Source organism: Clavibacter rahimiani (assembly GCF_052654495.1).
The window spans coordinates 2,072,976-2,088,424 of the sequence record NZ_CP199790.1 but is presented as its reverse complement, the minus strand read 5'-3'; the positions used below and the strand labels follow the sequence as shown (position 1 = coordinate 2,088,424).

Here is a 15,449-nt window from a genome sequence, read left to right as displayed (position 1 = left end):
ATGAGGAGGAACTCGCCGCGCACCTCCGTCACGCTCGCCGACGTCGCCGCGCTCGCGGGCGTCTCCACCTCCACGGCGTCGCTCGCGTACCGCAGCACCGGCTCGATCACGCCGGCCACGCGCGAGCGGATCCTGCGGGCGGCCGCCGAGATCGGCTACGCCGGCCCGGATCCCACCGCCCGGTCCCTGAAGAGCGGCCGCTCGGGCATCGTGGGCGTGGTCGTCGCCGGCAGCATCCGGCGCGCGTTCCAGAACCCGGTCGCCCTCGCGACCATGGCGGGCCTCAGCGAGGCGCTCGACGAGCTCGACGTGGGGCAGCTGCTGCTGCCCGGCCGCCGGGAGCCGCGCGCCGGATCCGCGCCCCTGCTCGACGGCATGCCCGTGGACGCCGTCGTCTTCCTCACCCGCGGCGAGGAGGTGGACGCGCTCCTGCCGGGCCTCCGCGCCCGCCGGATCCCCATGGTCGGCGTGGAGGGCCCGCACGAGGAGGGCGTCGCGGTGGTCGACATCGACGACGCCCGCGGCATGGGCGAGCTCGCCCGGCACGTGCGCGGGCTCGGCCACCGCCGCGTCGGGGTGCTGATGCGCACCACGCGCATCGACCAGGACGGCCCGCCCGGCCCGGTCCTGCCGGTCGGCGACGGCCTCGAGGCCATCGTCAACCGTACGATCCGCGAGCGGCTCCGGGCGGCGCGCGCCGTGTTCCCGGACGCCGTCCGCGTCGAGGCGGGCGGGCGCGACCTGGAGGCGGGGGAGGCCGCCGCGGGCGTGCTGCTCGACCTGCCGTCCCGGCCCACGGCGATCCTCGCCCAGAACGACGTGCTCGCCGCCAGCGCCCTCCGGGCCGCGGACGCGCGCGGGCTCCGCGTGCCCGAGGACCTCACGGTCACGGGCTTCGACGGCGCCGACCTGCCGTGGCTCGGGGCGCGCCTCACCACGGTCGAGCAGCCGCTGCACGACCGCGGCGTGCAGGCGGGGCGGATGGTCGGCGAGCTCCTCGCGGGGCGCACCCCGGCGAGCGTCGTGCTGCCCGTGCGCCTGCGGCTCGGCGAGACGGCGGCCGCGCCGGCCTGACGTCGCCGGCCCGAGCGGCGGCGCGGAGGGCGCGCGGGGCGGCGGGCGCGCGGGGGCGGCGGCTACCGGGCGGCGGGATCCGTCACGAAGTCGATGAGCTGCTCCACCCGGCCGAGGAGCGCGGGCTCCAGGTCCCGGTACGAGCGCACCTGGCCGAGGATCCGCTGCCAGGCCCGCGCGATGTCCGCCTGCTCCTCGTGCGGCCAGCCGAGCGCGGCGCAGATGCCGTGCTTCCACTCGACGTTCCGCGGGATCACGGGCCACTCGCGGAGGCCCAGCCGCCCGGGCTTCACCGACTGCCACACGTCGACGTAGGGGTGGCCGACCACGAGCGCGTGCGCGCGGTGCGGCCCGCGGGCGACGGCCTCGGCGATCCGGCTCTCCTTGGATCCGGGCACGAGGTGGTCGACGAGCACGCCGACGCGGCGGCCCCTCCCGGGACGGAACCGGTCGAGCTCCTCGTCGAGGTGGTCGACGCCCTCCAGGTACTCGACGACGACGCCCTCGATGCGGAGGTCCTCGCCCCACACCTTCTCCACGAGCTCGGCGTCGTGCCGGCCCTCCACGAAGATCCGGCTGGGCAGCGCCACGCGCGCCTGCCGGTCGGCGACCGCGAGCGACCCGGACGCGGTGCGCGCGGGTCCGGCGGGCGCGGCGCGGGGCACGCGGAGCGCGACGGGCTCGCCCTCGAGCAGGAAGGACCCGCCGAGCGGGAAGGTGCGCTGCTTCCGCCGGAAGTCCTCGAGCACGACCATCCCGGACTCGACGCGCACGATCGCGCCGCAGAACCCCGTCGACAGCTCCTCGACCACGAGGTCGCGCGTCGCGTCCTGCGGCCGGGGGGCCGCCTTCGCGGGTCCGCGCCAGCCGGTGGCGAGCACGTCCTGTCCGTAGCGGTCGTCGTCGAGGGGAGGCGGCGTCATCCCCCCAGGCTCCCACGGGACGCCTCGCGCACCCGGTCGACGAGCCGACGCCACGGGCCCTCGACGGCGGCCTCGCCGAGGCGCGCCTCCCGGTCGTCCGCGCGCACGACGTACGTGAAGCGGTCGGCGCCGGGCGTCGGCGGGGCCGGCTCGTCCCAGGGGCAGTCGTCGACGAGCGCGCACCACGCGGCCTGCTCGTCCGCGCCGTCGTCCACGCGCACCGACCAGGTGCGGGTCATGCCCGCGATCCCGCCCGTGCGCGACACGGCGATCTCCACCTAGACCTCGATCCCGACGCCCTCCCACGCCGCCTGGACCGCGGCGACCTCGGACGCGTCCTCACCGTACCGCGCCGCCGCCGCGTCGATCGTGGCCCGGGCGAACGCCGGGAAGTCGCAGTCGGCCCGCACGCTGCCCGACTCGAGGACGTCGTACCAGACGCGGCCCGCGCCCTCCCAGGCGGCGCCGCCGATGGCCGTGGCGGCCAGGACGAAGGCGCGGTTCGGGATCCCGGAGTTGATGTGGACGCCGCCGTTGTCCTCCTGCGTCTCCACGTAGTCGTCCATGTGGCCGGGCTGCGGGTCCTTCCCGAGCACGTCGTCGTCGTAGGCCGTGCCCGGCGCGCGCATCGACCGCAGCGCGAGCCCCGTCGACCGGTCGAGGAACAGCTCCGCGCCCACGAGCCAGGTGGCCTCGTCGGCCGTCTGCCCGAGCGCGTGCTGCTCGACGAGGACGCCGAACACGTCGGAGATCGACTCGTTGAGCGCGCCCGACTGCCCCTGGTAGACGAGGCCGAGCGTCAGCTCGGTGACCCCGTGGGTCAGCTCGTGCCCGATGACCGTGAGCGAGCGCGTGAACGGCGCGAACACCTCGCCGTCCCCGTCGCCGAAGACCATGCGCGTGCCGTCCCAGAACGCGTTGTCGTACTCCTCGCCGTAGTGCACCGTCGCGAGCAGCGGGAGGCCGCGGTCGTCGAGCGACTCCCGGCCGTAGACCTGGGAGAAGAGGGAGTAGGTGGCGCCGAGACCCGCGTAGGCCTCGTCGACCTCCGCGTCGCCGGTGGCGGGCGCGTCCTCGACGCGCACCGTGCGGCCGGGCAGCTCCTCGCGGTTCCCGGCGTCGAAGATCGTGCGGTGGATCCCCGACGGGTCGCGATCCGCGCGCGCCGACGCGTCCGGCTCGGCGCCGGGTCCCCGTCGGTCGTGGATGAGCGGCCCCTGGTCGCGGAGCGCGCGACGGGCGGCCTGCCGCGCGGCGGACATGCGCTCGGGGTCGGCCTCGGCGAGGCGGGTCAGCAGGTACGGCGGGAGGATCGTGCGTCTCATGTCCCGAGACTCGCACGGGGCGGCGACATCGTCACGGGCGGGAGCGGATCCGGCCCGGCCATGGCGCGGCGGGACCCGGTGCCGTACGGTGCCTCACCGCGTCCAGCGGTACCCGAGCTCCGGCCGCCCGGGCGTCCCGTAGCGCGGCACGCGCTCCACCTGGCCGACGTCCGCGAGGTACTCGAGGTACCGGCGAGCGGTCACGCGCGACACCTCGAGCGCGCCGGACACCTCCGCGGCGGACACGCCCTCCGCGGCCGGCGCGCCGTCCGCCCCGCCGACCGCGGGCCCGTCCCCGTCCCCGTCCCCGCGGGCGATCCCGCGCACGAGGTCGAGCGTCTCCGCCGACATGCCCTTGGGCAGCCGGGCATCGGACGCGGGGGAGCGCAGGGCCGCGAGCGCCCGGTCGACCTGCAGCTGCGTCGTGCTGCCGCTCCCCGCGCCGAGGCCCTCGCGGTACCCGACGTAGGCCGCCATCTTCTCCGCGAAGGCCGCGAACGTGAACGGCTTGATGAGGTACTGCACGATCCCCGCGGTCACGGAGCTGCGCACCACGGCCTGGTCCCGCACCGCGGTGACGGCGACGACGTCGGTCGCCCGTCCGGCCGCGCGCAGCCGGCGGCAGACCTCCAGGCCGTGCATGTCCGGCAGGGTCATGTCGAGGAGCACGAGGTCGATCCCGTCCGCGCCGGCCTCCGCGACGAGCCGCAGCGCCTCGCCGCCCGTGTGCGCGACGCCCGCGACCGTGAAGCCGTCGAGCCGCCCGACGTAGAGGGCGTGCGCCTCCGCGGTCAGCACGTCGTCGTCGACCACCAGCACCCGGATCACGCGCGCACCACCCCGGCGCGGGCGGCGTCGGCCGCGTCGTCGACGGCGCGCCCCGCGGGATCCGCCGGCAGCACGACGCGCACGCGCGCCCCGCCCAGCCGTGCGTCCGCGTCGCCCACCTCGACCGCGCCGCCGAGCCGCGCGGCCGACCGCGCGACGAGCGCGAGCCCCACGCCGCGCGGCCCCGCGTCGCCCGTCTTGGTCGTCACGCCGAACTCCAGCACGCGCGGCCGCACCGCGGGATCCACGCCCGGCCCGTCGTCCGCCACCTCGATGACGAGCGCGCCCGCCGCCGTCCGCGACAGCGACAGCTCGACCCGCCCGCGGTCGTCGCCGCGCGCCGTGGCGACGGACGGGTCGGCCGCGGCGTCGATCGCGTTGTCCACGAGGTTGCCGAGGATGGTCACGAGCTCCGGCGCCGGGACGCCCGGATCGCCCGTGCCCTCGGCGACGCGCACGGTCAGCTCGACGCCGCGCTCGGCGGCCTGCGCCGCCTTGCCGCGCACGAGCGCCCGCACGACGGGATCCGCGTCCTCGGTCAGCCCGCCCTCCGACGCCCGCCGGTCCGTCTCGAGCTCCGCCGCCGCCAGCGCGAGCGCCTCGCGCGGCCGCTCCAGCTCGATCAGCGAGACGATCGTGTGCAGGCGGTTCGCGAACTCGTGCGTCTGGGCGCGCATCGCGTCGGCGAGCGTCCGCAGGGTGGCCAGCTCGCCCGACAGGCGCTGGACCTCCGTGCGGTCGCGCAGCGTCGTCACCGTCCCGAGCCGTGCGGCGCTCCCCGTGCGGCCGGTCGGCAGCGCCGGCCGCTGCGTGACGACGAGCACCCGCCCGGACGGCAGGTGCACGACCTCGTCGGCCGTCGTCCCGGCGGCCAGCAACCGCTCGACCGCGGGCGGGAGGCCGAGCCCCTCGACCGCGACGGGTGCGTCGGCCGGATCCAGGTCCGTCTCCAGCAGCTCGGCCGCCTGGTCGTTGTGCAGCACGAGCCGCCGGTCCCGGTCGACGAGCACGATGCCCTCGCCCACGGAGTGCAGCACCGACTCGTAGTACGCGAGCATCCGCGCCATCTCCTCGGGCCCGAGGCCCCACGTCGTCCGCTCGAGCGACCGGCTGAGGAGCACCGCGCCGGCCGCGAGCAGGAGCGCCAGCGCCCCGACCGAGCCGACGAGGCCCGGCAGGCGGGCGCCCAGCACCTCGGTCACGCGCTCGACGGTGACCCCGGCCGCGACCAGCCCGACGATCCCGCCGTCCGCGTCGCGCACGGGCACGACCGCGCGGACGCTCGGCCCGAGCGTCCCGGTGAAGGTCTCGGTCATCGACCGCCCGGCGAGCGCCGGGCCGGTCGTGCCCAGGTACCTCCGGCCGATCTCGTCGGGGTCGGGGTGGGTCACCCGCACCGTGTCGCGGTCCATGATCGTGACGAAGTCGACGCCGGTGTCGCGCGTCACGTCCCGTGAGTAGTCGAGGAGCGCGCCGGTCGGATCCGCGGAGGCCAGCCCCTCGGCGACGCGCGGCCAGTCCGCCACGGTCGTCGCCACCGCGAGGCTCCGGTCGGCGGCGGCCTGCTCGGCGCGCTGACGGGAGTCCGCCCAGAGCGCCGCCGTGGCGACGACGGCGACGACGAGGAGCACGGCCAGCTGGACCGCGAGGAGCCGCGCCGCGATCCCGCGGGGGAGGCCCGGTCGGCGGAGGCGGAGGCGGATGCGGCCGGGCAGCGCGCGTCGCGACATGCTGCCTCCTCGCGTCCGCTGCCGGCACCCCGGCAGGAACATTATGAACACAACACCGGGCCGTGCCCGCTCCTGGGACATCCTGACGATGACCGCCTGGCGCACCCCGTGCGCCGGCGCCGCTCACGAGACAAGGACGTCCCATGACCAACCCCATCGCCGCGCTCCGTCGCCTGGACCGCCAGCACTACCTCTACATCGCCGTCATCGTGGCGGTGCTCCTCGGCGTCACCGTGGGCCTCGTCGCCCCCGAGACGGGCGTCGCGCTCAAGCCCGTCGGCGACGCGTTCGTCGCCCTCATCAAGATGATGATCGCGCCCATCATCTTCTGCACCATCGTGCTCGGCGTCGGATCCGTCGCGAAGGCCGCCACGGTCGGCCGGGTCGGCGGGCTGGCGCTCCTCTACTTCATCGTCATGTCGACGTTCGCGCTCGCGATCGGCCTCGTCGTCGGCAACCTCATCCACCCGGGCGAGGGCCTCGACCTCAGCGGGCTGCGCGCGCCGGAGGGCTCCACGGAGGCGACCGACGAGAAGGACTTCCTCCTCTCCATCATCCCGACGTCGCTCCTGTCGTCCCTCACGTCGGGCAGCATCCTGCAGACCCTGTTCGTGGCGCTGCTCGTCGGCTTCGCCCTGCAGCAGCTCGGCAAGCGCGGCGAGCCCGTGCTCGAGGGCATCCGCAACATCCAGATCCTCGTGTTCCGCATCCTCAGCATGGTGATGTGGGTGGCGCCCCTCGGCGCGTTCGGCGCCATCGCGGCCGTCGTCGGGGCGACCGGGATCCAGGCGGTCATCAGCCTCGCGACCCTCATGATCGGCTTCTACATCACGTGCGCGCTCTTCATCGTGGTGGTGCTCGGCTCGCTGCTGTGGTTCGTCGCCCGCGTCAACATCTTCCGGCTGATGAAGTACCTCGGCCGCGAGTACCTCCTCATCGTGTCGACGTCCTCCTCCGAGGTCGCGCTGCCCCGCCTCATCGCGAAGATGGAGCACGTCGGCGTCTCGAAGCCGGTGGTCGGCATCACGGTGCCCACGGGCTACTCGTTCAACCTCGACGGCACGGCGATCTACCTCACGATGGCGTCCCTGTTCATCGCGAGCGCGCTCGGCAGCCCGCTGGCCATCGGCGAGCAGGTGTCGCTGCTGGTGTTCATGATCATCGCGTCGAAGGGCGCCGCGGGCGTCACGGGCGCCGGCCTCGCGACCCTCGCGGGCGGCCTGCAGTCCCACCGCCCCGACCTCGTGGACGGCGTCGGGCTCATCGTCGGCATCGACCGGTTCATGTCCGAGGCGCGCGCCCTCACGAACTTCACCGGGAACGCGGTCGCCACCCTGCTCATCGGCACGTGGACCCGCGGCATCGACGCCGACCGCGTCGCCCTCGTCCTCGGCGGCGGCGACCCCTTCGACGAGACGAGCATGGGCACCGAGCACGACGCCGAGCTGAAGGCGCCGGCGGAGGCCCTCGAGGCCGACGTGACCCGCGCCGGCGAGCGCGGCGACGACCCGCGACCCGCATCCCGCTGATCCGTCGCCGGGACCACGCCCGGGTCGTCCCCGTCGTGGTCCCGGCCGTGTCCCATCCGTTACGCTGTCAGGTCACAGGAGGTACGACCATGGATGGACGCGAACAGGGTCACGACGCCACGCGCGTGCCCGAGCAGTACACGAGCACGGACACCACGGCCACCTTCCGCGACGAGCTCGGAGCGGCCCTCGCGGGCCTCGACGGCGCCGTCTCGGTCGAGGAGAAGGACGCCGTCACGGCGCTCCCCTCGGGATCCGCCCTCCTCGTGGTCCGGCGCGGACCGAACCAGGGGGCCCGCTTCCTCCTCGACGCCGACGTCACGGTCGCCGGCCGCCACCCCGACGCGGACATCTTCCTCGACGACGTGACCGTGTCCCGCCGCCACGCGGAGTTCGTCCGCCAGGGCACCTCGTTCCAGGTCAAGGACCTCGGCTCGCTCAACGGCACGTACTTCGACGGCGTCCGCATCGACACCGCCCTGCTCCAGGACGGCGCGGAGGTGCAGGTGGGCAAGTTCCGCCTCACCTTCTACGCGTCGCGCACCGACCTCGTCGGCCGGACGATCGAGTAGTGCCGGCGTCCGCCGCCCGGTCGACGCCAGCCCGCACCCCCGGTCTCCTCAGCATCGGGCAGGTGCTCGCGCGCCTCACCCCGGAGTTCCCCGACCTCACCAACAGCAAGCTCCGCTTCCTCGAGGAGCAGGGCCTCGTCCAGCCGTCCCGCACGGAGTCCGGCTACCGCAAGTTCAGCCCCGCCGACGTGGAGCGCCTCCGCACCGTCCTCGGGATGCAGCGCGACCACTACCTCCCGCTCAAGGTCATCCGCGCCTACCTGCGGGACCTCGACGCCGGCCTGTCGCCCGCGCTCCCCGGTGCCGCGACCACGCCGCCCGCGTCCATGCTCGACCAGGAGCGCCGCTACAGCCGCGCGGAGCTGGTGCGGGAGTCGGGCGCCACGGCGCCGCTCCTGGGCGACGCGATCACCGCGGGGGTGCTCGTGCCCGCCGAGGTCTACGGCGAGGAGGCCGTGCAGGTGATGCGCGCGCTCGTCGAGCTGCAGCGCACCGGCATCGAGCCCCGTCACCTCCGCGGCTTCCGCCAGGCGGCGGAGCGCGAGCTAAGCCTCATCGAGTCGGCTCTCGTGCCGGTGTCCCGGCGCCGCGACGCGTCGAGCCGGGCCCACGCGGCGGAGCTCGCGCGCGAGATCGCCCAGCAGCTCGAGGTCGTGCGGGGGAGCCTCATCCGCTCCGCGCTCGGCCGCCTCTCCTCCTGACCGCGCTCGCGTCCACGGGCCCGGCCCGTAGACTGACGTGTCCGCACGGGGCCGTCCGCATGTCGGAGGGCGCCGTCGGGACCGGTCGATCCGCACCCCCGACGGGGGCTCCGCGGAGGGCCGGGGCGACACGCCGGGCGCTTCCGCCGGATGTCGTTGATCGGGCCCGCGGGCCCCGCTACCGTGAGAACACGATCCCGACGAACCGACCCGAGCAGCGCGCGACCCCCACCGGGGCGGGCGCCACGGGGTGGAAGGCAGAACGATGAGCGACTCCACCCCGGACTCCGGGCGCTACGACCTCGGTCTGCTGTTCACCGACGGCCTCCCCGAGATGGACGCCAGCGCCGGCTACCGGGGCGCCGTCGCCGCGCGCGCCGCGGGGATCACCTACCGCCAGCTCGACTACTGGGCCCGCACCGGCCTCGTCGAGCCCACCGTCCGCGGCGCCTCGGGCTCCGGCACCCAGCGCCTCTACGGCTTCCGCGACATCCTCGTGCTGAAGCTCGTCAAGCGCCTCCTCGACACCGGCATCTCCCTCCAGCAGATCCGCACCGCCGTGAACCAGCTCCGCGAGTCCGGCGTCGTCGACCTGGCGCAGACCACCCTCATGAGCGACGGCGCGAGCGTCTACCTCTGCACCAGCAACGACGAGGTCATCGACCTCGTGAGCCGCGGCCAGGGCGTCTTCGGCATCGCGGTCGGCAAGGTCCTCCGCGAGGTGGAGCACAGCCTGGTCGAGATCGACACGCAGACCGTGGACCCCACCGACGAGCTCGCGGCCCGCCGCGCCGTCAAGGCGTCCTAACCCGCTCCTCCCTGCGCCGCCGCAGGAGGCGCGCATCTCCGCGACCCCGGTGACCGAGGCGCCCTCGGCGAGGCGGTGAGCTCCGCGCGGGACGGCGCTGCAGGCACACCGATCGACGCCGTCTCGACGGCGATGGATCCGGAGGACCGGATCAGCGCGCGGTGTTCTCCGCGTAGTCGCCGATCTTGGCCGTGCGCATGATGCGCTCGAGCAGCTGGTCGAAGTTGCGCGCCATCTCCTGCGCACTCTCGCCGGGCCACACGTGCAGCGGCTTCGCGGCGCCCTGCGCCTGCTGGAGCGACGTGCGCTCGGGCAGCTGCGGGCTCAGCACGAGCGGGCCGAACATGTCGCGGAGCTCCTTGATGCGGAACTGGTGCTCGAGCGACTGCACGCGGGCGCGGTTGACGATGATGCCGAGCGGCTGCAGGCGTGGGGAGAGGCCGCGGCGGATCTCCTCGATGGCGCGGAGCGCGCGGTCCGCGGCGGCGACGGAGAAGAGGCCGGGCTCGGTGACGACCGTGACGCGGTCGCTGGCCGCCCACGCGGTGCGCGTGAGGGCGTTGAGCGACGGGGCGCAGTCGATGAGCACGAGGTCGTAGTCCGCCTCGACGTTGGCGAGGGCCTCCTCGAGCTTCCAGATGTCGCGGATGCTCGGGTGCGGGCCGTCGAAGTTGATGGCGGAGGGGCTGCCGATCATGACGTCGATGGTGCCCGTGCGGCCCTTGGTCCAGCCGCTCGGGGCGATGGCCGCGCGCACGATCTTCTCCTTGGGGGAGGCGAGCACGTCGGCCACGTTGAGGTGGCCGGCGACCTGGATGTCCATGCCCGTGGACACATCGGCCTGCGGGTCGAGATCGACCACCAGGGTCCTCAAGCCACGGGAGAAGGCGGCGGACGCCAGTCCCAGGGTCACTGTGGTCTTCCCCACGCCCCCCTTGAGGGAGCTGACGCTCAGTACATGCACGTGGGAGAGGCTACCGTCGATACTCTGGGAAGACCTAAACGCGGGGGTGCCCGAAGCCCCGTCCGACGAGAGGCCCCGCCATGTTCGAGAAGATCCTCGTCGCCAATCGCGGGGAGATCGCGATCCGGGCCTTCCGCGCCGCCGTCGAGCTGGGCGCCCGCACGGTGGCCGTCTACCCGCACGAGGACCGGCACTCGCTGCACCGGCTGAAGGCCGACGAGGCGTACCTGATCGGCGAGGAGGGCCACCCGGTCCGGGCGTACCTCGACGTCGACGAGATCATCCGCGTGGCGCTCGAGTGCGGCGCCGACGCCATCTACCCGGGCTACGGCTTCCTGTCGGAGAACCCGGGGCTCGCGCGCGCGGCCGCCGCGAACGGCATCGTCTTCATCGGACCCGGGGCGGACGTCCTCGAGATGGCGGGCAACAAGGTCACCGCCAAGGAGCACGCGACCGCGGCCGGCGTGCCCGTCCTCGCCTCCACGCCGCCGTCGACCGACGTCGACCTGCTCCTCGCCCAGGCCGAGGGGATCGGCTTCCCGATCTTCGCCAAGGCCGTCGCGGGCGGCGGCGGACGCGGGATGCGCCGCGTCGAGCGCTCGGAGGACCTCGAGGACGCGCTGCGGGCCGCCATGCGCGAGGCCGACAGCGCGTTCGGCGACCCGACCATGTTCCTCGAGCAGGCGGTGCTCCGGCCCCGGCACATCGAGGTGCAGATCCTCGCCGACGCCGGCGGCGAGACCGTCCACCTCTTCGAGCGGGACTGCTCGGTGCAGCGCCGCCACCAGAAGGTGGTGGAGATCGCGCCGGCGCCGAACCTCGACCCGGCGATCCGGGACGCCATGCACGCGCACGCCGTCGCGTTCGCCCGCAGCATCGGCTACGTGAACGCCGGGACGGTGGAGTTCCTGCTCGACACGGACGGGCCCCGCGCGGGCCAGCACGTCTTCATCGAGATGAACCCGCGCATCCAGGTGGAGCACACGGTGACCGAGGAGGTCACGGACGTCGACCTCGTGCAGTCGCAGATGCGCATCGCGGCGGGGGAGAGCCTCGCCGACCTGGGGCTGCACCAGGAGGACGTCGTGCTGCACGGCGCCGCGCTCCAGTGCCGGATCACGACCGAGGATCCCGCGCAGGGCTTCCGGCCGGACACGGGCAAGATCACGACCTACCGCTCGCCGGGCGGCGGCGGGATCCGCATCGACGGCGGCACGGTCGCCACCGGCGCGCAGATCAGCCCGCACTTCGACTCGATGCTCGCGAAGCTCACCTGCCGCGGGCGCGACTTCCCCGCGGCCGTCACGCGCGCCAAGCGGGCCCTCGCCGAGTTCCGGATCCGCGGCGTCTCCACCAACATCCCGTTCCTCCAGGCCGTGCTCGACGACCCGCAGTTCCAGGCGGGCGACCTCAGCACGTCCTTCATCGACGAGCGGCCGGGCCTCGTCCGCAGCAACGTCTCCAAGGACCGCGGCACGAGGATCCTCAACTGGCTGGCCGACGTCACGGTCAACCAGCCGAACGGGCCGCGCACCGCGCTCGTCCGGCCCGCGGACAAGCTGCCCGACGTCGACCTCCGGCAGCCGGCGCCCGCCGGGTCCCGCCAGCGCCTGCTCGAGCTCGGCCCCCGCGGCTTCGCGGAGGCCCTGCGCGCGCAGACCGCCCTCGCCGTCACCGAGACCACGTTCCGGGACGCGCACCAGTCGCTGCTCGCCACGCGGGTCCGCACGCGCGACCTCGTGGCGGTCGCGCCGCACGTGGCGCGCACGACGCCCGAGCTCCTCTCGGTCGAGGCGTGGGGCGGTGCGACCTACGACGTCGCGCTGCGCTTCCTCGGCGAGGACCCGTGGGAGCGGCTGGCGTCGCTCCGCGAGGCGCTGCCGAACATCGCCATCCAGATGCTCCTCCGCGGCGCCAACACGGTCGGCTACACGCCGTACCCGACCGAGGTCACCGACGCGTTCGTGCAGGAGGCGGCCGCCACGGGCGTCGACGTGTTCCGCATCTTCGACGCGCTCAACGACGTGGAGCGCATGCGCCCGGCCATCGACTCGGTCCTCGCCACGGGCACCACCGTCGCCGAGGTCGCGCTCTGCTACACGGGCAACCTGCTCGACCCGGCCGAGGACCTCTACACGCTCGACTACTACCTCGCCCTCGCCGAGCGGAGCGTCGCCGCCGGGGCGCACGTCCTCGCGATCAAGGACATGGCCGGGCTCCTCCGGCCGGCCGCCGCCGAGCGGCTCGTGACCGCGCTCCGCCGCGAGTTCGACCTTCCGGTGCACGTGCACACGCACGACACCGCGGGCGGGCAGCTCGCGACCCTCCTCGCCGCCAGCCGCGCGGGCGCCGACGCGGTCGACGTCGCGAGCGCGCCGATGTCGGGCACCACGAGCCAGCCCTCCGCCTCCGCGCTCGTCGCGGCCCTCGCCGACACCGACCGCGACACCGGGCTCTCGCTCGACGCGGTCAGCGACCTCGAGCCGTACTGGGAGGCCGTGCGCCGCCTCTACCGGCCCTTCGAGTCCGGGCTGCCGGGCCCGACCGGCCGGGTCTACCGGCACGAGATCCCGGGCGGCCAGCTGTCGAACCTCCGGCAGCAGGCCATCGCGCTGGGGCTCGCCGACGACTTCGAGCTGATCGAGGACATGTACCAGGCGGCCGACCGGATCCTCGGCCGCATCCCCAAGGTCACGCCGTCGTCCAAGGTGGTCGGCGACCTGGCCCTCCAGCTGGCGGCCGCGAAGGCCGACCCGCGGGACTTCGCCGAGAACCCGCAGGACTACGACATCCCCGACTCCGTGATCGGCTTCATGGCCGGCGAGCTGGGCGACCTCCCGGGCGGCTGGCCCGAGCCCTTCCGCACCCGGGTCCTCCAGGGCCGCGACGTGCGCATCGGCGTGACGCCGCTCTCCGACGACGACCGGCGGGTGCTCGGGGTGCCGGGCGCCGAGCGCCGGCGCACCCTCAACCGCCTGCTGTTCCCGCAGCCCACCGAGCAGTACGAGACCATCCGCGAGCTCTTCGGCGACCTCTCCGTGCTCGACACCGAGGACTACCTGCACGGGCTCCGCCAGGGCCAGGAGCACGTCGTGCGGATCGGCCGCGGCGTCGAGGTCATCATCGGCCTGGAGGCCGTGGGCGACGCCGACGCGTCGGGCATGCGCACCGTCATGGTGGTCATGAACGGGCAGCTCCGCCCCGTGTTCGTCCGCGACCGCGGCATCGCCGTCACGACCGTCGCCGCCGAGAAGGGCGACGCCTCCCGGCCCGGGCACGTGTCCGCGCCGTTCTCCGGCGTGGTGACCCTCAAGGTCCGGGAGGGCGACGTCGTCGCCGCCGGCCAGGCCGTCGCGTCGATCGAGGCCATGAAGATGGAGGCGGCCATCACGTCGCCCGTCGCGGGCCGCGTCGCGCGGCTCGCCGTCCCCACCACCCAGCAGGTCGACGCGGGCGACCTGCTCGTGGTCGTCGAGACCGAGAAGTGAGCCCGATGACCCGCACGCAGGAGACACCTGACGAGACGCCCGACGAGCGCTACGACCTCGTGGTCGTGGGCGGGGGATCCGGCAACTCCATCGTCGACGAGCGCTTCGCTGACCAGCGTGTCCTGCTCGTGGACGACGGCGAGCACTTCGGCGGCACCTGCCTCAACGCGGGCTGCATCCCCACCAAGATGCTCGTGCACGTGGCCGACGTCGCCGCGGGGACGCGCGACGGCGCCGCCCTCGGGATCCGCGCCTCGGTCGACGCCGTCGACTGGCCCGCGATCAGCGCGCGCGTCTTCGGCCGCATCGACGCCATCAGCGAGGGGGGACGCGAGTGGCGCGAGAGCGGCGCGGAGAACGTCACGCTCCTGCGCGAGAGCGTCGGCTTCGAGGGGCCCGGCGTGCTCGTGACGGCCAGCGGGCAGCGGATCACCGCGGACCGGATCGTGCTCGCGGCGGGGTCCCGCCCGCGCCCGCTCCCGGCGGCCTACACGCCGGACCCGTCGATCCACGACTCCGACTCGATCATGCGCATCGCCGAGCTCCCGGCCTCGCTCCTCATCGTCGGCGGCGGCTACGTCGCGGCCGAGTTCGCCCACGTGTTCAGCCACCTGGGCGTGCACGTCACGCAGGTGGCCCGCTCCCCGCGCCTCCTCGGGCACCTCGACGAGGACGTGTCCACCCGCTTCACGACGCTCGCGCGCACCCAGTGGGACCTCATCACCGACTGCGAGGTGGAGGAGATCGAGCGCGACGGCGACGTGCTCCGCTCGCGCCTCGCGTCCGGCCACCTGGTGGAGACCGAGGCGGTCCTGGTCGCGCTCGGCCGCATCCCGAACACCGACACGCTCGCCGTCGCGAACGCCGGCTACGACCTGCACGCGGACGGCCGCATCGTCGTGGACGCGCAGCAGCGCGTGCTCGCGGGCGGGGAGCCCGTGCCCGGCGTCTTCGCGCTCGGCGACGTCAGCGCGGAGCACCAGCTCAAGCACGTCGCCAACCACCAGGCCCGCGTCGTGCAGCACAACCTGCTGCATCCGGATGACCTCGTCGGCGGCGCGCCCGGGCCGGTCCCGCAGGCCGTGTTCTCGCGTCCGCAGATCGGCTCGTTCGGCCTCACGGAGGCGGAGGCGCGCGCGGCCGGCCCCGTCGTCACGATCGAGCAGCCGTACTCGTCCACCGCCTGGGGCTGGGCGCTCGAGGACACGACGTCGTTCTGCAAGCTCGTGGTGGATCCCCGCGACGGCGGCACGATCCTCGGCGCGCACATCATCGGCTCCGACTCGGCGGCGCTCATCCAGCCGCTCCTCATGGCCGCGAGCCTGGGGCACCGGGTCACGGGGCTCGCCCGCGCGCAGTACTGGCCGCACCCGGCCGTGACCGAGGTCGTCGAGAACGCCCTGCTGTCCGCCGAGTCCGCGGTGGCCGACTGGGCACGGGAGAATGGTCCGGGCGATGCGCCCGCGGGGGCCGGTCGACCCTGACCCGCCGCCCGCCAGGACCCACG

General features: G+C 74.5%; 13 protein-coding genes. 7 read left to right on the top strand and 6 right to left on the bottom strand.

Annotation, left to right across the window (positions count from 1 at the left end; translation table 11 throughout):
• Positions 1–1,074, top strand: coding sequence for a LacI family DNA-binding transcriptional regulator (locus ACT7CP_RS09905; RefSeq protein ID WP_445442073.1), 1,074 nt, complete (start codon positions 1–3; stop codon positions 1,072–1,074).
• A gap of 62 nt (positions 1,075–1,136) precedes the next feature.
• Here ACT7CP_RS09905 and ACT7CP_RS09900 read toward each other — a convergent pair whose 3' ends face one another.
• From ACT7CP_RS09900 to ACT7CP_RS09880, 5 genes are all read right to left on the bottom strand, one after another.
• A complete protein-coding gene (locus ACT7CP_RS09900; protein ID WP_413962694.1) occupies positions 1,137–1,997 on the bottom strand; it encodes a DUF3097 domain-containing protein in 861 nt (286 codons plus the stop codon).
• Entirely contained in the window at positions 1,994–2,275 is a 282-nt protein-coding gene (locus tag ACT7CP_RS09895; protein ID WP_413962695.1) for a protealysin inhibitor emfourin, read from the bottom strand. Before ACT7CP_RS09895 ends, ACT7CP_RS09900 begins: the two co-directional genes overlap by 4 nt.
• Positions 2,276–3,322, bottom strand: coding sequence for a M4 family metallopeptidase (locus ACT7CP_RS09890; RefSeq protein WP_445442072.1), 1,047 nt, complete (start codon positions 3,320–3,322; stop codon positions 2,276–2,278).
• Positions 3,323–3,415: 93 nt separating this feature from the next.
• Positions 3,416–4,150, bottom strand: coding sequence for a response regulator (locus ACT7CP_RS09885; protein WP_445442071.1), 735 nt, complete (start codon positions 4,148–4,150; stop codon positions 3,416–3,418).
• Positions 4,147–5,880 (bottom strand): sensor histidine kinase, encoded by a 1,734-nt coding sequence (locus tag ACT7CP_RS09880; RefSeq protein WP_445442070.1) that lies wholly within the window; start codon positions 5,878–5,880, stop codon positions 4,147–4,149. Before ACT7CP_RS09880 ends, ACT7CP_RS09885 begins: the two co-directional genes overlap by 4 nt.
• 143 nt (positions 5,881–6,023) lie before the next feature.
• Between ACT7CP_RS09880 and ACT7CP_RS09875 the strand changes: the two genes are divergently transcribed.
• The 4 genes from ACT7CP_RS09875 (at position 6,024) to ACT7CP_RS09860 (ending at position 9,490) form a co-directional block, all read left to right on the top strand.
• On the top strand, positions 6,024–7,409 hold the full coding sequence (locus ACT7CP_RS09875) for a cation:dicarboxylate symporter family transporter (protein ID WP_445442069.1): 1,386 nt from the start codon (positions 6,024–6,026) through the stop codon (positions 7,407–7,409).
• 89 nt (positions 7,410–7,498) lie between these two features.
• Positions 7,499–7,981 (top strand): FHA domain-containing protein, encoded by a 483-nt coding sequence (locus ACT7CP_RS09870; RefSeq protein ID WP_413962700.1) that lies wholly within the window; start codon positions 7,499–7,501, stop codon positions 7,979–7,981.
• Complete coding sequence (ftsR, locus tag ACT7CP_RS09865; protein WP_413962701.1) at positions 7,981–8,682, top strand: transcriptional regulator FtsR; 702 nt, start codon at positions 7,981–7,983, stop codon at positions 8,680–8,682. The genes ACT7CP_RS09870 and ftsR overlap by 1 nt, the downstream gene beginning before the upstream one ends.
• A 265-nt stretch (positions 8,683–8,947) precedes the next feature.
• Entirely contained in the window at positions 8,948–9,490 is a 543-nt protein-coding gene (locus tag ACT7CP_RS09860) for a MerR family transcriptional regulator (RefSeq protein ID WP_012038569.1), read from the top strand.
• Between the two features lie 151 nt (positions 9,491–9,641).
• Here the strand turns inward: ACT7CP_RS09860 and ACT7CP_RS09855 are convergent, their stop codons facing one another.
• Positions 9,642–10,454 (bottom strand): ParA family protein, encoded by an 813-nt coding sequence (locus ACT7CP_RS09855; RefSeq protein ID WP_086513362.1) that lies wholly within the window; start codon positions 10,452–10,454, stop codon positions 9,642–9,644.
• An 80-nt stretch (positions 10,455–10,534) separates the two neighbouring features.
• Between ACT7CP_RS09855 and ACT7CP_RS09850 the strand changes: the two genes are divergently transcribed.
• Together ACT7CP_RS09850 and ACT7CP_RS09845 are read left to right on the top strand one after the other, a co-directional pair.
• Positions 10,535–13,942, top strand: a complete 3,408-nt coding sequence (locus tag ACT7CP_RS09850; RefSeq protein ID WP_445442068.1) for a pyruvate carboxylase — start codon at positions 10,535–10,537, stop codon at positions 13,940–13,942.
• A 5-nt stretch (positions 13,943–13,947) separates the two neighbouring features.
• Positions 13,948–15,426: a mycothione reductase gene (locus ACT7CP_RS09845; protein ID WP_445442067.1), complete on the top strand. Its 1,479-nt coding sequence runs from the start codon at positions 13,948–13,950 to the stop codon at positions 15,424–15,426.
• Positions 15,427–15,449: the final 23 nt, after the last annotated feature.